Raw genomic sequence first — 20,417 nt, 5'->3', positions numbered from 1 at the left:
AGGCTACGCCGTTTTCCAGGCTACGGCTCCGATAGAGCTGAACGCCTGCTCGAACAACCCCCTCTTCCTCCGGGAGAGGGTTGGGGTGAGGGCACGCCCCAAACGGCGATGTCACCTTTGGAAAAGGCTCTAGCCATGGCTGCGATAGACCGTAGGGCGGGTTGAGACGGGCCCATCGTCGAAGCCCAACAGGGATGTTCAGCCTTGAGCCATGCTGGGCTTCGCTGCGCTCAACCCAACCTACGTGGGCCTCAGACGCGGCCGCAGCGGCGGACCACCAGGCGAGCGGACCCGTAGGTTGGGTTGAGACGGCTCCATCGTCGAAGCCCAACGGGGAGGTTCAGCCTTGAGCCATGTTGGGCTTCGCTGCGCTCAACTCAACCTACGCGGGCTTCAAGGCGCGGTCGCAGCGGCGGATCACCAGACGAGCGGACGGCGGTCAGTCCTCAAGCATGCTCCAGAAAATTCAGGAGCCTTCCTCCAGGATCGCGGACAAAGAAGCGCCTCACGCCCCAGGGCTCCGTCACCGGACCGTACTCCGGCAGGTAGCCCGCGCCGGCCAGTCGACGCAAGACCTCGTCCAGGTCATCGACTTCCAGCGACAACTCCGGCACCGGCGTACCCGAGCCACCCTCTACCGCGAAACTGACCTGGGGACTGGCCTCGCCCGCGCCGACGAAGGTCAGGATCCAGCCGTGGTCCATCGCCAGCGTCAGCCCCAGCAACTCGCCGTAGAAGACCCTGGCGGCAGCCAATTGCTCGGTGGCGATGTTCGGTACGATGCGCGTGATCTGCATGGACGAAATCTCCTCTGGTACGGGCCTGACAGCTTAGCAAGGCACTGCCGCCAGGCAGTCACTCGCGTATCCCCTTGACGGCAGCACCGCCGGCCAGCGAGCGCGGGCTACTCCGCCAGGGCCTCTTCCAGGACCTTGAGAAATTCCCGCGTAGCCGTCGTCGGCAGCGGCGACCAGATGGCATGGACGTTGCGCTGGGGCGCATCGCTGACCGGCACCCGGGCCAGGCCGGCAAAGGTGCTGGCGATACTCTGAGGCACCAGGCCGATCGCCAGCCCGCGGCGGACGAAGCGTTCCAGCAGCTGCATGTTGCCCGTCTCGAAACGCACTCGATGGGGCAGGCCCAGGGCGGCGAAGGCCTCGTCGGTCTGCCGCCGGGCACCGCTGCCCGCGGGCAGGTCCACCAGCGGCAGATCCACCAGCTCGTGCAGCGACAGCCTTTCCCGCCCCGCCAGAGCGTGCGCGGCGGGCAGCACTGCCACCAGCTCCTCGCTGAGCAGCAGGCGGCTGGCCACCGCCTCCAGGGCCACCTGGCGCGACAGGCCGATCAGGGCGAAATCCAGTTGCCGCTCGCGCACCGCCGCCAGCAGCGTCTCGCTCTTGTCCTGGCGCAGCCGGATGTCCACCTGGGGATGGCGAGCATGGAAGGTGGCCAGCAACTCGACGATGTCCAGACGGGGCACCGAAGAGATCAGACCCAGCGTCAGGGTGCCGCGAATGGCGCCGACCGCGGCGGCCACGTCCTGCTGCAGCCTTTCCACCGCCGCCAGCGCCTGCCGCGCCTGGACCAGCAGCGCCTCGCCGGCCGGGGTGAGGCGCACCTGCCGCGGCAGGCGTTCGAACAGGGTGGCGCCCAGTTCGGCTTCCAGGCGGGCGATCTGGTGACTGAGCGCCGACTGCACCACATGGCAACGCTCGGCGGCGCGGGTGAAGTGGCGCTCCTCGGCCAGGGCGACGGCGAATTCCAGTTGCTTGAGGTTCATGGCGCTATCTTGAAATGAGATCGAAACCATCTTAACGATTCATTTAACCGATGGCTGCCGTTGTCCGATACTGACCAGCCTTTCCCTTGCCGGACCCTGCGGATGTCGAACCCCACGCCTCCTCTCAGCCGCTGGCTGACCCTGCTCATGGCCGTCGCCACCGGTATCGCCGTGGCCAGCAACTACTACAACCAGCCGTTGCTGCACACCATCGCCCAGCGCTTCGACCTCAGCTACACCCAGGCCGGCAGCATCGTCACCACCGCCCAGCTCAGCTACGCCGCCGGGCTCCTGCTGCTGGTGCCCCTGGGCGATCTGCTGGAGCGCCGCCGGCTGATCGTCACCATGAGCGTGATCGCCGCCGCCGGCCTGGCGCTGAGCGCCACCGCCACCAGTCTGACCTGGCTGCTAGTGGGCACCGCCATGACCGGACTCTTCTCGGTGGTGGCCCAGGTGCTGGTGCCCTTCGCCGCCACCCTGGCCGCGCCGGAGCAGCGGGGCAGGGCGGTGGGTACGGTGATGAGCGGCCTCATCCTCGGCATCCTGCTGGCCCGTACCGTGGCCGGAGCGCTCTCGTCCCTGGGCGACTGGCGTACCGTCTATGCTGTGGCCGCTGGCCTGATGCTGGCCACCGCCCTGGCCCTGCGCCTGGCGCTGCCGCGCTATCAGCAGTCGGCGGGCCTGAGCTATCCACGGCTGCTGGGCTCGGTGTTCGTGCTCCTGCGCGACGAGCCCCTGCACCGCCTGCGCACCCTGCTGGGGTTTCTGGGCTTCGCCGTCTTCGCAGTGTTCTGGACGCCCCTGGCCTTTCTGCTCGCCGCCGAGCCCTATGGCTTCAGCGACGGCACCATCGGCCTGTTCGGTCTCGCCGGCGCGGTGGGCGCCCTGGCCGCCAACCTGGCCGGGCGCATGGCCGACCAGGGCAAGGGTGGTCTCGCCACCAGCATCGGTCTGGCTTCCCTGATCCTGGCCTGGCTGCCGCTGGCCTTCGCCCAGCAGTCGCTGGCGGCGCTGCTGGTCGGCATCCTGGTGCTGGATCTCGCCGTGCAGCTCAGCCACGTCAGCAACCAGAACGTGGTCTATCGGCTGCGGCCGGAAGCCCGTAGTCGCCTCAACGCCGGCTACATGACCGGCTACTTCCTTGGCGGCTCCCTGGGTTCGCTGCTGTCGGCGCGGCTGTACGAGCACTTCGGCTGGACCGGCGTCAGCCTGGCCGGCTGCCTGCTGGCCGCCACGGCGCTGGCCGTCTGGTGCCTGTTCCTGCTGCGCCAGCGTCAGGCGCGGGCCTGAGCGCCATCATCAGCGCGGTCGATGATCGCTATCCCCCGGGACGATTTCTAGGCGCGGGGTGAGCTGGCGACAATGAGTCCACACCCACCCGACACAGGTACTCGCCATGAAAGCCTTCACCGCTCTCTTCGCCGCCACTCTGCTCACCACCGCCATCGCCCAATCCGCCCAGGCCGAGGAAAGCGCCCTGCGCCCCCTGGGTTCGCTGATCGAAAAGCACCAGCAGCAGGATCGCACCCTGGCCGAGAACGGCACCGATCGCAGTCTGCAGCCGTCGATCCAGCGCCAGCAGCAGCGTCTCGACCCGCGTCGTGCCCTGGCTGAAAACGGCGCCGAGCGCAGCCTGCAGCCGGCGATCCAGCGTCAGCAGCAGCGTCTGGATGGCCAGCGCGTGGCTGCCGACGGCGCCGAGCGAACCCTCCAGCAGTGGCCCCAGCGTCAACCGACCCGCGGCGCCGTGGCGTGAGTCGGCCCGACCGTTAGGCGGTCGCGCAGATAGTCCGAGAACAGCTGGACGATGCGCGCCGACTGCCGATGCTGGGGATAGACCGCGTAGACCGCCGCGCTGGGCAGGGCGAAGTCTTCCAGCACCTGCACCAGCGCCCCTGAGGCCAGCGCCGCGCCGACGATGAAGGTCGGCAGCACCGCGATGCCCTGACCTGCGATGGCTGCATCCCGCACCACCTCACCGTTGTTGGCCCGGAGCTGACCCTGCATGGGCAGTACCAGCGGCTTGCCCCCACGCTGAAAGCACCATTCCACCTGACGACCATGGCCATAGAGCAGGCAGCTGTGCTCGGCCAGATCCTCCGGCTGCAGCAGCGGCGGTGCCTTCTGTAGATAATCCGGACTGGCACAGGTCACCAGTTGCATCTCGGTCAGTCGCTTGGCGATCAGACTGGAATCGGCCAGGGTGCCGATACGGATCGACATGTCGTAGCCCTCGGCGAGCAGATCCACCGCCCGGTCATTGAGATCCAGCTCCAGGCGGATCTGCGGATAGGCCGAGAGAAAATCCGGCAGCAGGGGACTCAGGTGCAGGGTGCCAAAGGTCATGGGCGCACTCACGCGCAGCACCCCCTGGGGCACCGTCCGCCGGCTGGAGAGCAATTCCTCGGTGTCGTTGACGTCTTCGAGGATCTTCACCGCCCGCTCATAGAGCAGGACGCCGAGTTCGGTCGCCTGCAGGCGCCGCGTGGTGCGATTGATCAAGCGCACGCCAAGACTTTCCTCCAGCAGCAGGGTCCGCCGGCTGACGTATTGCTTGGACAGCCCCAGCTTGTCGGCGGCGGCGGTGAAGCTGCCCTCGTTCAGGGTGGTGACGAACAGGCGCAGGTCTTCGAAATTCATGGCGGCATCCAGGCAGCGGGAGACGTTCGACGGCGGTCGGCTCGCCGTCATTGTGCCAAATCGCCAGGCGTCCGGTGTCAGCAGGCCGTTGGCGAACGGGCAAAAGAAAACCCCCTCGCCACCTTGCGGTGAGGAGGGGGTTCTGGCGTTCGCCGTCGCTTAGACGTTGAAGCGGAAGTGCATGACGTCACCGTCCTTGACGATGTACTCCTTGCCTTCCAGGCGCCACTTGCCGGCTTCCTTGGCGCCGTTCTCGCCCTTGAAGGCGATGAAGTCGGCATAGGCCACCACTTCGGCGCGGATGAAGCCCTTCTCGAAATCGGTGTGGATGGCGGCGGCCGACTGGGGGGCGGTGGCGCCGACACGGACGGTCCAGGCGCGCACTTCCTTCACCCCGGCGGTGAAGTAGGTCTGCAGGTTGAGCAGTTCGTAGCCGGCGCGGATCACCCGGTTCAGGCCCGGCTCTTCCATGCCCATGGATTCGAGGAACATCTGCTTTTCCTCGTCGTCGTCCAATTCGGCGATTTCCGCCTCGATCTTGTTGCAGACCGGCACCACCACGGCGCCTTCTTCTTCGGCGATGGCCCGGACCACATCCAGGTGCGGGTTGTTCTCGAAGCCGTCTTCGGCGACGTTGGCGATGTACATCACCGGCTTGCTGGTCAGCAGGTGGAAGCTGCGCACCAGGCGCTTCTGCTCCTCGTCCAGGCCCTTCAGCAGGCTGCGGGCAGGCTTGCCGGCCTCGAAGTGGGGGATCAGCTGTTCCAGCAGGGCCTTCTGCGCCAGGGCTTCCTTGTCACCGCCCTTGGCGTTGCGGGTCACGCGCTGCAGCTGCTTCTCGCAGCTGTCGAGGTCGGCGAAGATCAGCTCCAGGTCGATCACCTCGATGTCCCGCTTGGGGTCCACCGAATTCGACACGTGGATGACGTTCTCGTCTTCGAAGCAGCGCACCACGTGGGCGATGGCGTCGGTCTCGCGGATGTTGGCGAGAAACTTGTTGCCGAGGCCTTCACCCTTGGAGGCACCGGCCACCAGTCCGGCGATGTCGACGAACTCCATGGTGGTGGGGATCACCCGCTCGGGTTTGACGATCTCGGCCAGGGCGTTCAGCCGCGCATCGGGCATCGGCACGATGCCGCTGTTGGGCTCGATGGTGCAGAAGGGAAAGTTTTCTGCCGCGATACCGGATTGGGTCAGGGCATTGAACAGGGTGGACTTGCCAACGTTGGGCAGGCCGACGATGCCGCAATTGAATCCCATGGTGTGTGTCCTCGCGGAAGAAAAGGAAGAGGGTAGGGTAGGTCAGGCCTTGCGGCTGTGCAGGCGTTGCATGGCGCGGGTCAGGTCGCCGGTCAGCAGCTCCGGGACCACCTCCAGGGCGGCGTCGATACTGGTGTCGAGCAGGTCCTGCTCGCTGCGCGGTGCGCGGCCCAGCACGAAGTTGGAGACCAGGCTGGCATGCCCCGGATGGCCGATGCCCAGGCGCAGACGCTGGAAGCCGTTCTGATTGCCGAGCTGGGCGATGATGTCGCGCAGTCCGTTGTGCCCCCCATGGCCGCCACCGGTCTTGAGGCGTGCGGTGCCGGGTGGCAGGTCGAGTTCGTCGTGGGCCACCAGGATGGCTGCCGGCGGGATGCGGAAAAAGCCGGCGAGCGCCGCCACGGCCTGGCCGCTGCGGTTCATGTAGGTGGTGGGAATGAGGAGACGAACATCGTTGCCCGCGTGGCGGAAGCGCCCCACCAGGCCATGATACTTGCGGTCGACAGCCAGGCTCGCGCCCTGGGCGGCTGCCAGTCGCTCAACGAAAAGGGCCCCTGCATTGTGCCGGGTCTGGTCGTATTCGGGGCCCGGATTACCCAGGCCGACGATCAGTTGGACGGCAGTCATGTCAGGAGCCCTTCTCTTTCAGGCGTGCGAGAACTTACTCGGCAGCGCCTTCTTCGGCAGCGCCGTCAGCAGCTTCTTCACGGATGCGCGGCATGTGGATGCTGGCAACCGGCAGATCGCTGCCGTGGGCCAGGGACACCAGCTCGACGCCAGCCGGGACATTCAGGTCGCTCAGGTGAACGATCTGGTCCAGGGCGACCTTGGCCATGTCGACTTCGATGAATTCCGGCAGGTCTTTCGGCAGGCAGGAAACTTCGACTTCGTTGATGGTGTGCAGGATCTCGCCACCCTGTTGCTTCACGCCCACGGAGGTTTCCTGGTTCATGAAGTGCAGGGGCACGTGAGCGGTCAGCTTCTGACCGGCGATGACGCGCAGGAAGTCGGCGTGCATGACGTAGCCCTTGGAAGGGTGACGCTGCAGGGCCTTGACCAGCACGCTTTCGTTGCTGCCATCAACCTTCAGGGTGATGACGCTGGCGAAGGCGGCTTCGCTTTCCAGCATCTTGGCCAGGTCTTTGCCGACCAGGGTGATGGACGTCGGGGCCTTGTCGCCACCGTAGATCACGGCGGGAACGTTACCGGCATTACGACGCAGGCGGCGGCTCGCACCTTTCCCCAGGTCGGAACGCACTTCGGCATTCAGAGTGAAATCAGACATTGTGAATCTCCAGGATAAGGAATCGGCAGACCGGGACTTGCGACCAGTTCCACGGCCCTACCGACTAAAAAGCCCCGGCGGGTCTTTTCGACCTTCCGGGGCGCTTCCAGAGCGGCTGTTCCTTAACGGAACATCGCGCTGATGGATTCTTCGTTACTGATCCGGCGTACCGCCTCGGCCACCACCGGCGCGATGTCCAGTTGACGGATACGGCTGCAGGCCTGAGCCGCGGCGGACAGCGGAATGGTGTTGGTCACCACCAGCTCGTCCAGCACGGAGTTGTCGATGTTCTCGATGGCCCGACCCGACAGCACCGGGTGGGTGCAGTAGGCCAGGACCTTGGCGGCGCCGTGTTCCTTCAGGGCCTTGGCCGCGTGGCACAGGGTGCCGGCGGTATCGACCATGTCGTCGACCAGCACGCAGGTGCGGTCCTGGATGTCACCGATGATGTGCATCACTTCCGACTGGTTGGCCTTGGGACGACGCTTGTCGATGATCGCCAGGTCCACACCCAGGCTCTTGGCCACGGCACGCGCACGCACCACGCCGCCAATGTCCGGGGAGACGATCATCAGATTTTCGAAACGCTGGTCTTCGATGTCATCCACCAGGGCGGGGGAGCCGTAGATGTTGTCCACGGGAATATCGAAGAAGCCCTGGATCTGGTCGGCGTGCAGATCGACGGTGAGCACGCGATTGATGCCCACCACGGTCAGCATGTCGGCCACGACCTTGGCGGTGATGGCGACCCGTGCGGAACGCGGACGGCGATCCTGGCGGGCATAACCGAAATAGGGGATGACTGCGGTGATACGAGTGGCCGAGGAGCGGCGGAAGGCATCGGCCATCACCACCAGTTCCATCAGGTTGTCGTTGGTCGGCTCGCAGGTGGGCTGGATGATGAAGACATCCTTGCCTCGCACGTTCTCGTTGATTTCGACGCTGATCTCGCCATCGGAGAATTTTCCGACGGAGACGTCACCGAGAGGGATATGCAGCTGGCGCACGATGCGCCGTGCCAGATCGGGGTTGGCGTTCCCCGTGAAGACCATCATCTTGGACACGCTGCAGTTCCTGCGGCTTGAGGTGGGTCTTGGAAGGAAAATGGCAGGGGCGGCTGGATTCGAACCAACGCATGGCAGGATCAAAACCTGCTGCCTTACCGCTTGGCGACGCCCCTGTATCTTGCAGAGTACTAGCTGTACTCATTCTCTGGTCAGGCTTGCCAGCGCCCGGTGCAACATGGAAGTGTTGCTACCTTTGGCTACGAAGCCTGGAAGTGATGCTGGTAGCTGGCTAGCTACTGTATCAGCTTCGGTCTTATTTGGAAAGCTTCCAAATATGCAACCTCCAGTGCCGGTTAATCTAGCTGAAACAAATTTGTTTAGCAAGATCAAAGCGTTACGAATTTCTGGGTAACGCCTTTCGACCGTACTCTGGCAGTCATTTCGACCTGACCACTTGAGAACGGCGCAAACTTTAATAGCGGGAGTGTCCCGTGTCAACAGCGGATCTGAAAAAATTTCTGCTGTACTTACAGAGACTTGCGGCACGGCCACGAGATACCAGGGTTCCGGGGGGGCGACCGGGGTGAGCTTCTCGCCCACGCCCTCGGCAAAGGCGGTCTGGCCACGGACGAATACCGGCACATCGGCGCCCAGGCGCAACCCCAGGGCCGCCAGGTCGTCGAGACTGGCGCCCAGGTCCCAGAGATGATTCAGGCCGAGCAGGGTGGTGGCGGCATCCGAACTGCCGCCACCGATGCCGCCGCCCATGGGCAGGCGCTTGGTCAGCCAGAGGTCGGCGCCTTTGGTCGTGGCGCTTTCCTGCTGCAGCAGCCGGGCGGCGCGCAGGATGAGATTCTGCGCGGGGGCGACGCCTGGCAGACCGTCGTGGAGTTGCAATTCGCCGTCGTCACGTCCGGCAAAGCCCAGGTCGTCGCCCCAGTCGAGAAACTGGAACAGCGTCTGCAGCTCGTGATAACCGTCCGCGCGGCGGCCGAGGATGTGCAGGAACAGATTGAGCTTGGCCGGCGCCGGCAGGGTGAAGGCAGGCGCTGCGGTCATTTGCCCAGCTCGCGCGGCTGCCAGGTCTTCACCACCAGGATGACTTCCAGGTCCTTGCCGGTGAGCTTGAGGCGTTCGGGCAGGGTGTAGCCGTTCTGCTCGGTGTAGCGGGTGTATTCGACGGTCCAGCCGTCCTGTACCAGGCGCGCCACGTGGCTGTCGGCGTCCAGGGTCAGCTGGCTACGACTGTCCGGCGCCGGTAGGCCGCGCACCCACCAGAGCAGGTGCGAGACCGGCAGGCGCCAGCCCAGTTGCTGTTCCAGCAGGGCCTCGGGGGAATCGGCCTGATAGCTGCCCTGGCCGGAGACATCGAGGGTGACGGCGCCTGGACGGCCGGTGAGGCGGGTGGCGCCGCGGCCCAGGGGGCCGGCCAGGCGGATGTCGTAATAGTCCTGGCGCTGCAGCCAGAACAGGGTGCCGCTGCCGGAATCGCGCGGGGCGCGGATGCCGACCTTGCCGTCGATCTGCCATCCGTCGAGGGCAGCGATACGTTTTTTATGAGCCTGCCACTGGGCGGCGTTGCCCTGGCCTTCCACGGCTTCCTGGCGAGAGGTGCTGGCGCAACCGGCCAGCAGGGCGAGTAGCAACAGGGTGAAGAGGGTACGCACGCGGATCATCGGAGGGTTTCGCTTCCAGTCAGGCGTTTGAGGGTACTGCGCAGGATGGCGTCATCGGCGTCGGCGTCGAGGCCCACGCGCCAGACCTTGCGCGCTTCGCTGCGCTTGCCCTGGGCCCAGAGCACCTCGCCCAGGTGGGCCGCCACTTCGGCGTCGGGGAAGCGTTCGTAGGCCTGGCGCAGATAGCGTTCGGCGTCGGCCAACTGGCCCTGGCGATAGCGGATCCAGCCCATGCTGTCGAGGATGGCCGGGTCGTCCGGACTCAACTGGTGCGCCTTGTCGATCAGCTGGCGTGCCTCGGCCAGCCGTGGGGTGCGATCGGCCAGGGTGTAGCCGAGGGCGTTGAGCGCCATGGCGTTGTCGGGGTCGTGGGCGATGATGTAGCGCAGATCGCTTTCCAGTTGACCGAGGTCGCCGCGCTTTTCCGCCAGCATGGAGCGGACATAGAGCAGGTTGAGGTCGTTGGGATACTGCTGCAGGGCCTGCTGCACGGTCTGGTCGGCGAGGGCGGTCTGGTCGGCACTGGCCAGGCCTTCGACTTCCAGCAAATAGAGCGGCACGGCGTATTCGCTCTGGCGCTTGCGCGCCTCGGCCAGGCGCTGACGGGCCTCGGCGATGCGCCCGCTGCCCAGCAGGATTTCCGCCTGGCGCTGCTGGGCGGCCAGGTAGTCGGTGCCCGGCCCGACCTGGGTGTATTCGGCCAGCGCCTGTTCGGGCTGGTCGAGTTCTTCGTAGCTGCGACCCAGGTTGAGGTGCGCCGCGTCCACATGGCTGCCGCGGTCAATGAGTTCCTTGAGATAGATCTGGGCTTCGCGCCAGGCCTGGGCCTCCAGGCAGACCAGCGCCAGGGAGAATCTCAGGTCGTCGTCATCCGGGAACTGGGTGACCAGCTCGGCGAATTCACGCTTGGCCTGGTCCAGGCGATCCAGCTCCACCAGCAGCCGGGCATGGGCCAGGCGCAGGCGGCGGTCTTCCGGGTGCTGGCGGATGCCGGCTTCGAGCAGTGGCAGGGCCTCGGCGCTGCGGTCCTGGCTCTGCAGCAGACGGGCGCGCAGGAGCAGCGGCGCGACTTCGCGCCTGGCCGCCGGATTGCGCTCCAGCAGCTTGAGCGCCTCGTCGGCACGGCCGTCCTGCTGCAGCAGCAGCGCCTTGCCGAACAGCAGCTGGCCATTGTGCGGATACTTGGCCAGCAGCCGGTCGAAGCTCTTGAGCAGCCCGGCGCGGGTGGTCTCGTCGGTTTCCGCCGCCGAGAGGGCGAGGAAGTCGAAATGGGTGTCGCCCTGGCCCTGGAGCACGCGCTCCATGTAGACCATGGATTCGTCATAGCGACCGGCGCGGGCCAGCATGATGGCGGCGGCGCGCTGGGCATCCAGGTTGTCGGGGGCGTTGCGCGCCCAGATCTGCGCGGTTTCCAGCGCCGGGGTATCGGCGCCCAGGTACTCGGCGATGCGGAAGGCCCGCTCGGCGACCCCCGGGTCCTGGGTCGACTTGGCCTGCTCGACATAGTTGGTCAGGGCGATGTCGAAGCGGTTGCGCTGCCCGGCCAGCTCGCCGACCAGCAGGTCATAGAGGGTGTCTTCGCGAAAGGAGCCTGCTGGTTGCGGCGTGCTGGTCTTGGCGGTGGGCGGCGGGATGGCGGCGGCGGGCGTCGGCTGACGGCCGAGGTTCTGGCAGCCGGCGAGCAGCAGGGCGGTCGTCAGCAGCGCAAGGTATCTGGTCATAGGGTCAAGGCGGCCTTTTTACAGTCGGTCCATCATGCCACAAGAGTCGCCGTGGCCGCGTCGCGCATGCGCAGCGGCCGGCCGAGAAGTGCGGTGGTCGAGGCTGTTGACGCCTTTTGCCCGGCAAGATTCATTCGCCTAGGCTATGACGGCGATTGTCCGACGTCTCGTCGCTGCTGGTTGTCGCCACCGCCCGCGCGTAGGACAATGTTCGGCTTTCCCCAATCCGTTCGACTGCTTGCGTCCATGGCCTTTCTCGCGCTCGGCATCAATCACAAGACCGCCTCGGTTGAGGTGCGCGAACGTGTGGCCTTCACTCCGGAGCAGACGGTCGAGGCCCTGCGCCAGCTGGAGCAGGCCACCCACAGTCGCGAAGCGGCGATTCTGTCCACCTGCAATCGCAGCGAACTCTACCTGGAGCTGGAGCCCAGTCTGGCGGAAGCGGTGCTGGCCTGGCTCGCCCAGTACCACCGGGTACCCCTGGAAGACCTGCGCGCCAGCATCTATCTGCACCAGGACGAAGCCGCGGTCCGCCACATGATGCGGGTGGCCGCGGGGCTGGATTCCATGGTGCTGGGCGAGCCGCAGATCCTCGGCCAGCTCAAGTCGGCCTATGCCGTGGCGCGTGAGGCCGGCACCGTCGGTCCGCTGCTGGGCCGGCTATTCCAGGCCACCTTCAATACCGCCAAGGCGGTGCGCACCGACACGGCGATCGGCGAGAACCCGGTATCCGTGGCCTTTGCCGCGGTCAGCCTGGCCAAGCAGATCTTCAGCGACCTCAGCCGCAGCCAGGCGCTGCTGATCGGCGCCGGCGAGACCATCACCCTGGTCGCCCGCCATCTGCACGAGCAGGGCGTGCGGCGCATCGTCGTCGCCAACCGCACCCTGGAGCGCGCCAGCCACCTGGCGGAAGAATTCGGCGCCCATACCGTGCTGCTGGCCGACATTCCCGACGAACTGGTCAACAGCGACATCGTCATCAGTTCCACCGCCAGCCAGTTGCCCATCCTCGGCAAGGGCGCGGTGGAGCGCGCGCTCAAGCAGCGTCGCCACAAGCCCATCTTCATGGTCGACATCGCCGTGCCGCGCGACATCGAGCCGGAGGTGAGCGAGCTGGAGGACGTCTACCTCTATACGGTGGACGACCTGCACGAGGTGGTGGCGGAAAATCTCAAGAGTCGCCAGGGCGCCGCCCAGGCGGCCGAGAAGCTGGTGCTGGCCGGGGTCGAGGACTTCATGCAGCGGCTGCGCGAGCGTGCCGCGGTGGACGTGGTCCGCGCCTATCGCCAGCAGGGCGAGCAGATCCGCGACGACGAACTGGCGCGCGCCCAGCGCCAGCTCGCCAATGGCGTCGACCCCCAGGAGGCCCTGGCGGCCCTGGCACGCAGCCTCACCAACAAGCTGATGCACGCCCCGAGCGTGCAGCTCAAGAAACTATCCGCCGAGGGGCGCGTCGATGCGCTGACCCTGGCTCAGGAACTCTTCGCCCTCGACGAGGGTTTGGACAAGACATGAAGACCTCTCTGTTGCACAAGCTCGACGGTCTGCAGGACCGCTTCGAGGAGCTGACCGCGCTGTTGGGCGACGCCGAAGTCATCAGCGACCAGACCCAGTTCCGCGCCTATTCCAAGGAATACGCCGAACTCGAGCCGGTCAGCCAGGCGTTCACCGAATACCGCAAGGTGCAGGCCGACCTGGAGGGCGCCCAGGCGCTGCTCAAGGACAGCGATCCGGATCTGCGCGAGATGGCCGAGGAAGAGGTCGGCACCGCCAAGGCGCGGCTGCAGGAGCTGGAAGACGAATTGCAGCGCATGATGCTGCCGCGGGATCCCAATGACGGCCGCAACGTCTTCCTGGAAATCCGCGCCGGTACCGGCGGCGACGAGGCGGCGATCTTCGCCGGCGATCTGTTCCGCATGTACTCGCGCTATGCCGAGCGCCAGGGCTGGCGCCTCGAGGTGCTCTCGGAGAACGAGGGCGAGCACGGGGGCTTCAAGGAGGTCATCGCCCGGGTCGAAGGCGACAGCGTCTACGCCAAGCTCAAGTTCGAGTCCGGTGCGCACCGGGTGCAGCGGGTCCCGGAGACCGAGTCCCAGGGCCGCATCCACACCTCGGCCTGCACCGTGGCGGTGTTGCCCGAGCCCGACGAGCAGCAGGCCATCGAGATCAATCCGGCCGATCTGCGCGTCGACACCTATCGCTCCTCCGGCGCGGGCGGTCAGCACGTCAACAAGACCGACTCCGCGGTGCGCATCACCCACCTGCCCACCGGCATCGTGGTGGAGTGCCAGGAGGAACGCTCCCAGCACAAGAACCGCGCCAAGGCCATGGCCTGGCTGTCGGCCAAGCTCAATGACCAGCAGGACGCGGCGGCGCACAAGGAAATGTCCGATACCCGCCGGCTGCTGGTGGGGTCGGGCGATCGCTCCGAGCGCATCCGCACCTACAACTTTCCCCAGGGCCGGGTGACCGATCACCGCATCAACCTGACCCTCTATTCGCTGGGCGAGGTGGTCAACGGCGACGTCCAGCAGATCATCGACCCGCTGCTGCAGGAATACCAGGCCGATCAGCTGGCGGCGCTGGGAGACTGAGCCATGGCCACCATCGGCGCCCTGTTGCGCGAAAGCCAGCTGCCGGATTCGCCCAGCGCCCGCCTCGACGTGGAACTGCTGCTGGCCGCCGCCCTGGACAAGCCGCGCAGCTACCTGCGCACCTGGCCGGAGAAACTGGTGCCGCGCGAGGCCCTAGCGCGTTTCCAGGCCGATCTCGAACGGCGCCGGCAGGGTGAGCCGGTGGCCTATATCCTCGGCCAGCAGGGCTTCTGGTCGCTCGATCTGGAGGTGAGTCCGGATACCCTGATCCCCCGCCCCGATACCGAGGTGCTGGTGGAAACCGCCCTGGCACTGCCCCTGGGCCACGAGGCGCGGGTGCTGGACCTGGGCACCGGCAGCGGTGCCATCGCCCTGGCCCTGGCCCATGAGCGACCGCGCTGGCAGGTCAGCGGCGTGGATCGTATCGCGGCGGCGGTGGAATTGGCGCAACGCAATGCCCAGCGCCTGCGCCTGGGCAATGCGGTCTTTCAGCAGAGTCACTGGTTCGGCGCCCTCGCCGGACAGCGCTTCGATCTGATCGTCAGCAATCCCCCCTATATCGCCGGCAGCGATCGCCATCTGGACGAGGGCGATGTGCGTTTCGAGCCGCGCAGCGCCCTGGTGGCTGGCATCGATGGCCTGGACGATATCCGCGAACTGGTCGCGACGGCGCCCGCGCACCTGCAGCCGGATGGCTGGTTGTGGCTGGAGCACGGCTTCGACCAGGCCGTCGCGGTGCGCGATCTGCTGGTTCGCCAGGGCTTCATCGAGGTCGAGAGTCGCCAGGACCTGGGTGGTCACGAACGTATCAGCGGAGGGCGTCGGCCATGCTGAGCGACGGCGAACTGCTGCGCTACAGCCGGCAGATCCTGCTGGCCCAGGTGGATATCGCCGGACAATTGCGGCTGAAAGACGCCAGGGTGCTCATCGTCGGTCTCGGCGGCCTGGGTTCGCCGGTGGCGCTCTATCTGGCCGCCGCCGGTGTCGGCGAATTGCACCTGGCCGACTTCGACCAGGTCGACCTGAGCAATCTGCAGCGCCAGGTGCTGCACGATGAAAGCCGTATCGGCCAGGGCAAGGTGGATTCCGCCCTGCAACGCCTGGCGGCGCTCAATCCCGAGGTGCGCCTGGTGCCGCTGCGCGAAGCGCTGGACGCCGACAGTCTGGCGGCGCGCATCGCCCTGGTGGATCTGGTGCTGGACTGCTCGGACAACTTCACCACCCGGGCGGCGGTGAATGCCGCCTGCGTGGCTCAGGGACGCCCGTTGGTGAGCGGCGCCGCCATTCGGCTGGAGGGCCAGCTCAGCGTCTTCGATCCGCGGCGCGTCGACAGCCCCTGCTACCACTGCCTCTACGGCGAGGGCAGCGAAGCCGAGCTCAGTTGCAGCGAAGCCGGGGTGCTGGGTCCGGTGGTGGGTCTGGTGGGCAGTCTGCAGGCGCTGGAAGCGCTCAAGCTGCTCGCCGGCTTCGGCGAGCCCCTGGTGGGGCGGCTGCTGCTGGTGGATGCGGCGGGCAGTCGCTTCCGCGAATTGCGGGTCAAGCGCGATCCGGGTTGCCCGGTGTGCGGCGCCCGCCATGGCTGACGAGGCGCCGGTCGGGGTCTTCGACTCGGGCGTCGGCGGCCTGTCGGTGCTGGCGGAGATCCGTCAGCTGCTGCCGGCGGAAACCCTGCATTACGTCGCCGATTGCGGCCATATCCCCTATGGCGAAAAGACCCCTGTTTTCATCCGCGAGCGCTGCCAGCTGATCGCGGCGCAGTTGCACGCCCAGGGCGCCAAGGCCCTGGTGGTGGCCTGCAACACCGCCACCGTGGCGGCGGTGGCCGATCTGCGCGAACGCTATCCCCGCTGGCCCATCGTCGGCATGGAACCCGCGGTCAAGCCCGCCGCGGCGGCGACCCGCAATGGCCGGGTCGGGGTGCTGGCAACCACCGGTACCCTGCAGAGTGCCAAGTTCGCCGCCTTGCTGGATCGCTTCGCCCTGGGCGTCCAGGTGCTGACCCAGCCCTGCCCGGGCCTGGTGGAACAGGTCGAGCGCGGCGACCTGCACGGCCCCGAGACCCGCCGCTTGCTGCAGGGCTTTCTCGCACCCCTGCTGGCGGCGCAGTGCGACACCCTGATCCTGGGCTGCACCCACTATCCCTTCCTGCGTCCCTTGCTGGCCGAACTGGTGCCACCGCAGGTCATCCTGGTGGACACCGGCGCCGCCGTGGCGCGGCGCCTGCAGAGTCTGCTGGCGCAGGACGGACGCCTGGCAGAAGGGCCGACCGGCCCTACGCGATTCTGGACCTCGGGCGATCCCGCCGCGCTTCGCGCCGTGTTGCCGCAACTCTGGCCGGCAGGGGCCGAGGTACAGGCGTTCGTCTGACTTTTTCCCTCTGGGTTTCACTCGCCAAATGCCAGTCCAGCGACTAGCATTCGACCTTGTAGGTAAAGATATCCAGGGCTGTGAACACCTTCACGTCTTGATGGTCAATGCTCCCAGTTCGTAAAAACTAGAAACATCCATAAGGGCACTCTCATGAACAAATTGCTTTCCCTCGCAATGGCCGCCGCGCTTTCTCTGGGTGGTATCGCATCGGCACAGGCTGTGGAAATCACCGGGGCAGTCGGGGCCACCAGCCAGAGCGGCATGACCTACCGCATCGGTGCCGGCTGGAATTGGGACAGGAGCTGGTGGCAGAGCTCCACCGGTCGCCTGACCGGCTACTGGGACGCTGGCTACACCTACTGGGAAGGTGACAACGGCCGGTCTTCCGACCAGCATTCGCTGTCCTTCGCCCCGGTGTTCGTCTACGAATTCGGCCAGGGCCAGGTGAAGCCCTTCGTCGAAGCCGGTATCGGCGTCGCCGTCTTCTCCAGCACCAAGGTTGGCGAGCAGGACCTGGGCTCGGCCTTCAATTTCGAAGACCGCATCGGCCTGGGCCTGAAGATCGGCGACACCCAACGCGTGGGCATCCGGGCGACCCACTATTCCAACGCCGGCATCAAGCAGCCCAACGATGGCATCGAGTCCTACGCGCTGTTCTACAGCCACACGCTTTGAGCAGGCGCTGATCGCGCAGGAAAAAGCCGGACCTAGTCCGGCTTTTTTGTGTCCTTCTTGCGCGCCATGCCGCGGTAGGTCGCCAGGGCACGCCGGCGACTTTCGCCCAGGTCCACCAGGGGCGTCAGGTAGTGGTCCCCCGGAGTGTGCACGGCCTTGCCCTTGAGGTCGGCCAATTCCGGTACCCAGGTCCGCACATAATCGCCGCGAGCGTCGATCTTCAACGCCTGGGTATGCGGGTTGAATACCCGGAAATAGGGCACCGAATCCGTGCCGGTGGAAGCGCTCCACTGCCAGCCGCCGTTGTTGGAGGCCAGGTCGCCATCGATGAGATGCCGCATGAACCAGCGCTCACCCTCGCGCCAGTCGATCAGCAGGTTCTTGCACAGGAACATGGCCGTCAGCATGCGCATGCGATTGTGCATCCAGCCGGTCTGCAAGAGCTGGCGCATGGCGGCATCGATGATGGGAATCCCGGTGCGCCCCTGTTGCCAGGCTGCGAGGCCTTCGGGGTCGTCGCGCCAGGGCAGGGCGGTCAGGTCCTGGTTGAATGGCCGGTGCCGGGAAACCCGGGGGTAGCCCACCAGCACGTGCCGATAGAATTCGCGCCAGAGCAATTCGGTGATCCAGGTGGCCGCGCCCTGCTTGCCGCCGCTGAGCAGGCCATCGTTGGCGCTGACCGCCGCCTGCAGGCACTGGCGAGGTGTCAGCACCCCGGCATTGAGATAGGCCGACAACTGGCTGGTGCCGGGTTCGGAGGGAATGTCCCGCGCCCGCTGATAGTCTTCCAGATCGTCCCGGATGAAGGCTTCCAGACGCTGCAGCGCTTCCTCTTCCCCTGCCGGCCATAGTCCTTGCAGCTCGGCGGCAGGCGCCGCGAAACCCTTGACCGCGGTGGGCAGCTTGTCCGCAGCGGCTGGGCGCTTGCGCTGCTTGCCTGGAGCCGGCAGGGGCGTCGGCAGACCGGTTTCCAGACGCGCCAGGCAGGTCTTCCTGAACTGGCCGAAAACCTTGAAGTAGCCACCGCTCTTGGTCAGCACCGTCCCCGGCGCGAACAGCGTCTGGTCCAGATAGCGGTGGGTCGCCAGGCCCGCGTCGTCGAAGGCCTTGACCACGGCCTCGTCACGGGCGGCTTCATTGACCCCATATTCGTCATTGAAATGCAGATGTTCGACACCCAGCTCCCGGGCCAGGTCGAGCAGCACCTGGGGCGCCTGCGCCCAGCGCTCGGCGCTGCGGATCAGCAAGGGAATACCGAGAGACTTGAGCGTCTTGCCCAGTTCGGCGAGGTTGCGCAGCCAGAAATCGACCTTGACCGCCGCCTCGTCGTGCTCCTGCCATTGGGCAGGACTCAGCAGAAAGACGGCGGCCACCGGGCCCTGTTCGGCGGCGGCATGGAGAGCGGGATGATCGAGGGTGCGCAGGTCAGTCCGAAACCAGACGAGCTGATTCATGCATGGCGTTCCTGATGCAGCAGCCCGGCACTCTGCAGGCGGTCGAAGGCTTCGCCGGGGCTACGCGCTGGCGCGGCATCGGCGGTGAGGGATTCACCCAGCGCACCAAGCGTCAGGCAGGGGCGCGCATGGCGATTGGCGAAGGTCTGCAGCTGGCGACGCAGCTCGCTGTCGGGACGGCTGTCACGACAGAGGATCAGCGCCCGGGGGTCGAGTTGTTCGACCAGGCGATCCAGATTGCCCGCGGGAACCGACCACTCCACCAGTTCTACCGGGCATTCCGCGGCGCTGATCAGCCAGGCGCAGAGCCACAGCGAGGTGTTCATCGGGGTTTCGTCGAGATTCAGCAGCACCAGGGGCGCGCCTCTGAGACTGTGCTGGCTGTGGTAGATCCGCGCACCCAGCTTGCTGCGCAGCCAGGACTGGAAGAACACCTGTTGCAGACGACCATCGTCGGTCGCCTGGCTCAGGCGCTCCAGCTCCCGCAGCAGCGGCCAGAGCAACTGGTCCAGCAGCACCCGGGGCGGATAGAGCGAGGCGGCGCGGTTGTAGGCTTCGTCCAACGCACGCGATGCCAGTCGGCCGATGGCGCCCATCATTTCCTGGTGAATGGCCTGCCAGGGCGTATCGCTGGGGATTGCCGCAGGCCGTTGTTCGTCGAGCAGCCCCTTGACCTGGCTGACCGCCACGCCACGGGCGATCCAGGCGAGGACCTGCTGCACGCGCACCACATGGGCTTCGCTATACAGCCGATGGCCCTTGGGCGTGCGCCTGGGGACCAGCAAGCCGTAGCGCCGCTCCCAGGCCCTCAGTGTCACGGCGTTCACACCGGTGCGCCGGGCGATTTCCCGGATGGGCAGCCAGCCCTCGTGGAGAGCGGACTGGTAGTCCTGGTCTTCGCCCTTGGACGACGAAGGCAAGGGCGTGACGCTAGATGGCATTTCGTAGACTCAGACGTTCGGGGTGGGGTTGGAGATAGGCCTGCTCGTTCACATAACGATCCGGATGCTGGCGGAAGTGGTGCTTGAGCAGCTTCAGGGGCACGACCAGGGGCACGATGCCCTCATGGTACTGCTCGATCAGCGACTGCATTTCCTGCTTCTCGCTGTCGCTCAGGACCCGCCGCAGATAACCGAACAAATGATAGAGCACATTGCAATGGGTACCTCGGGTGGCGCACTTCTTCAGTGCAGCCATCAGGCCGCTGAAATACTCCTGTCCCAGCTCGTCCAGATTGCGCTGGCCGATGCTGCCGACCAACTGGCCGAGGGCCCGTGCACGATGGGCGTCGTGGGCCATGAGCTGGTACTTGTAACGCGAATGATAGGACAGCAGCGCCCGCGCCGTCAGACCCTGTTGCCGCAGTTGCTGCCAATGGGCATGGGCGAAGACGCGGGTGACGAAGTTTTCCCGCAGCACCGCATCGTTCAGCCGGCCGGCTTCTTCCACTGGCAGGTCTGGTTTTAGCCGCATGATGGCGGCGGCGAACAGACCGCGGCCATCGGTTTCACTGCCCTGGCCGTTGGCGTGGTAGACCTTGACGCGCTCCATACCGCAAGAGGGCGATTTCTGCATGAAGATGAAGCCGGACAGGTCGGTCAGCTCGCCCGCCATCTTTTCCCCATAGCCGGTCATGGCGGCAGTCACGTCCAGGGTGGGGTCGACGGTACCCACGGCGCGCGGCGCCTGGGAGTCGCCCACCAGGCGGATGGGTTCGCGAGGCGTGCCGAGGCCGATGGCCATTTCCGGGCAGACCCGGACGAAATCGAAGTGCTCGGCGAAGGTCTGGCTGCAGAGCCGGGATTCCTTGTGTCCACCGTTGTAGCGGACTTCGTCACCCAGCAGGCAGGCACTGATACCCAGGCGCGGGCGGGGCAGGCTGGAGGAGGCATTGGCAACCATGGAGATCCCCTGTCGTGTATTTTCTTGTACAAGGTTTTCCTATCTGTACAAGT

Annotated in this window: 21 protein-coding genes and 1 tRNA gene; 8 read left to right on the top strand and 14 right to left on the bottom strand. The window is 66.1% G+C overall.

Annotation, left to right across the window (positions count from 1 at the left end; genetic code table 11):
* Positions 1–446 precede the first annotated feature (446 nt).
* Positions 447–797, bottom strand: coding sequence for a VOC family protein (locus GSQ95_RS05410; protein WP_158894818.1), 351 nt, complete (start codon positions 795–797; stop codon positions 447–449).
* A gap of 107 nt (positions 798–904) precedes the next feature.
* The gene (locus GSQ95_RS05405) at positions 905–1,780 is read right to left on the bottom strand and encodes a LysR substrate-binding domain-containing protein (RefSeq protein WP_158894821.1); all 876 of its coding nucleotides are present in this window, start codon (positions 1,778–1,780) and stop codon (positions 905–907) included.
* A 102-nt stretch (positions 1,781–1,882) separates the two neighbouring features.
* Here GSQ95_RS05405 and GSQ95_RS05400 point away from each other — a divergent pair, with 102 nt between their 5' ends.
* Together GSQ95_RS05400 and GSQ95_RS05395 are read left to right on the top strand one after the other, a co-directional pair.
* Entirely contained in the window at positions 1,883–3,070 is a 1,188-nt protein-coding gene (locus tag GSQ95_RS05400; RefSeq protein ID WP_158894824.1) for an MFS transporter, read from the top strand.
* A 106-nt stretch (positions 3,071–3,176) separates the two neighbouring features.
* Complete coding sequence (locus GSQ95_RS05395; RefSeq protein ID WP_158894826.1) at positions 3,177–3,536, top strand: hypothetical protein; 360 nt, start codon at positions 3,177–3,179, stop codon at positions 3,534–3,536.
* Here the strand turns inward: GSQ95_RS05395 and GSQ95_RS05390 are convergent.
* The 9 genes from GSQ95_RS05390 to GSQ95_RS05350 form a co-directional block, all read right to left on the bottom strand.
* On the bottom strand, positions 3,509–4,420 hold the full coding sequence (locus GSQ95_RS05390; RefSeq protein WP_158894829.1) for a LysR family transcriptional regulator: 912 nt from the start codon (positions 4,418–4,420) through the stop codon (positions 3,509–3,511). The genes GSQ95_RS05395 and GSQ95_RS05390 overlap by 28 nt on opposite strands.
* A gap of 159 nt (positions 4,421–4,579) precedes the next feature.
* A complete protein-coding gene (gene ychF / locus GSQ95_RS05385) occupies positions 4,580–5,680 on the bottom strand; it encodes a redox-regulated ATPase YchF (protein ID WP_133861556.1) in 1,101 nt (366 codons plus the stop codon).
* 42 nt (positions 5,681–5,722) lie between these two features.
* Complete coding sequence (pth, locus tag GSQ95_RS05380; protein ID WP_133861555.1) at positions 5,723–6,307, bottom strand: aminoacyl-tRNA hydrolase; 585 nt, start codon at positions 6,305–6,307, stop codon at positions 5,723–5,725.
* A gap of 34 nt (positions 6,308–6,341) precedes the next feature.
* Positions 6,342–6,965, bottom strand: coding sequence for a 50S ribosomal protein L25/general stress protein Ctc (locus tag GSQ95_RS05375; RefSeq protein WP_133861554.1), 624 nt, complete (start codon positions 6,963–6,965; stop codon positions 6,342–6,344).
* A 122-nt stretch (positions 6,966–7,087) separates the two neighbouring features.
* Positions 7,088–8,029 (bottom strand): ribose-phosphate pyrophosphokinase, encoded by a 942-nt coding sequence (locus GSQ95_RS05370; RefSeq protein ID WP_007161553.1) that lies wholly within the window; start codon positions 8,027–8,029, stop codon positions 7,088–7,090.
* 41 nt (positions 8,030–8,070) lie between these two features.
* Positions 8,071–8,145: transfer RNA gene (locus GSQ95_RS05365), tRNA-Gln, on the bottom strand.
* A gap of 25 nt (positions 8,146–8,170) precedes the next feature.
* Positions 8,171–9,031, bottom strand: a complete 861-nt coding sequence (gene ispE / locus GSQ95_RS05360) for a 4-(cytidine 5'-diphospho)-2-C-methyl-D-erythritol kinase (protein WP_158894832.1) — start codon at positions 9,029–9,031, stop codon at positions 8,171–8,173.
* On the bottom strand, positions 9,028–9,648 hold the full coding sequence (gene lolB / locus GSQ95_RS05355) for a lipoprotein insertase outer membrane protein LolB (RefSeq protein WP_158894834.1): 621 nt from the start codon (positions 9,646–9,648) through the stop codon (positions 9,028–9,030). The genes ispE and lolB overlap by 4 nt, the downstream gene beginning before the upstream one ends.
* Positions 9,645–11,369 carry a tetratricopeptide repeat protein gene (locus tag GSQ95_RS05350; protein ID WP_158894837.1) on the bottom strand — a complete coding sequence of 575 codons (1,725 nt, stop codon included), beginning with the start codon at positions 11,367–11,369 and terminating at the stop codon, positions 9,645–9,647. The genes lolB and GSQ95_RS05350 overlap by 4 nt, the downstream gene beginning before the upstream one ends.
* A 246-nt stretch (positions 11,370–11,615) precedes the next feature.
* On the opposite strand from GSQ95_RS05350, the gene hemA reads away from it, so the two are divergent.
* The 6 genes from hemA to GSQ95_RS05320 all read left to right on the top strand — a co-directional run bounded on the left by hemA (position 11,616) and on the right by GSQ95_RS05320 (position 17,008).
* The gene (hemA, locus tag GSQ95_RS05345; RefSeq protein WP_133861550.1) at positions 11,616–12,884 is read left to right on the top strand and encodes a glutamyl-tRNA reductase; all 1,269 of its coding nucleotides are present in this window, start codon (positions 11,616–11,618) and stop codon (positions 12,882–12,884) included.
* Complete coding sequence (prfA, locus tag GSQ95_RS05340) at positions 12,881–13,963, top strand: peptide chain release factor 1 (protein ID WP_158894840.1); 1,083 nt, start codon at positions 12,881–12,883, stop codon at positions 13,961–13,963. Before hemA ends, prfA begins: the two co-directional genes overlap by 4 nt.
* 3 nt (positions 13,964–13,966) lie before the next feature.
* A complete protein-coding gene (gene prmC / locus GSQ95_RS05335) occupies positions 13,967–14,797 on the top strand; it encodes a peptide chain release factor N(5)-glutamine methyltransferase (protein WP_158894843.1) in 831 nt (276 codons plus the stop codon).
* Positions 14,791–15,546, top strand: coding sequence for a molybdopterin-synthase adenylyltransferase MoeB (locus tag GSQ95_RS05330; protein ID WP_158894845.1), 756 nt, complete (start codon positions 14,791–14,793; stop codon positions 15,544–15,546). The genes prmC and GSQ95_RS05330 overlap by 7 nt, the downstream gene beginning before the upstream one ends.
* Complete coding sequence (murI, locus tag GSQ95_RS05325) at positions 15,539–16,330, top strand: glutamate racemase (RefSeq protein WP_158894848.1); 792 nt, start codon at positions 15,539–15,541, stop codon at positions 16,328–16,330. Before GSQ95_RS05330 ends, murI begins: the two co-directional genes overlap by 8 nt.
* 153 nt (positions 16,331–16,483) lie before the next feature.
* A complete protein-coding gene (locus tag GSQ95_RS05320) occupies positions 16,484–17,008 on the top strand; it encodes an acyloxyacyl hydrolase (RefSeq protein ID WP_158894851.1) in 525 nt (174 codons plus the stop codon).
* Between the two features lie 32 nt (positions 17,009–17,040).
* Here the strand turns inward: GSQ95_RS05320 and GSQ95_RS05315 are convergent, their stop codons facing one another.
* From GSQ95_RS05315 to GSQ95_RS05305, 3 genes are read right to left on the bottom strand one after another with little or no spacing between them, the layout of a single operon-like run.
* Complete coding sequence (locus GSQ95_RS05315; RefSeq protein WP_158894854.1) at positions 17,041–18,462, bottom strand: deoxyribodipyrimidine photo-lyase; 1,422 nt, start codon at positions 18,460–18,462, stop codon at positions 17,041–17,043.
* A complete protein-coding gene (locus GSQ95_RS05310; RefSeq protein WP_158894857.1) occupies positions 18,459–19,382 on the bottom strand; it encodes a MerR family transcriptional regulator in 924 nt (307 codons plus the stop codon). The genes GSQ95_RS05315 and GSQ95_RS05310 overlap by 4 nt, the downstream gene beginning before the upstream one ends.
* 10 nt (positions 19,383–19,392) lie before the next feature.
* Positions 19,393–20,364 carry a DUF523 and DUF1722 domain-containing protein gene (locus GSQ95_RS05305; protein ID WP_158894860.1) on the bottom strand — a complete coding sequence of 324 codons (972 nt, stop codon included), beginning with the start codon at positions 20,362–20,364 and terminating at the stop codon, positions 19,393–19,395.
* Positions 20,365–20,417 lie beyond the last annotated feature (53 nt).

The organism is Pseudomonas sp. BAV 4579 (assembly GCF_009765395.1).
GTDB lineage: Bacteria > Pseudomonadota > Gammaproteobacteria > Pseudomonadales > Pseudomonadaceae > Chryseomonas > Chryseomonas aestiva.
The sequence above is the reverse complement of the archived record's forward strand: the minus strand, read 5'-3'. Positions and strand labels throughout refer to the sequence as shown.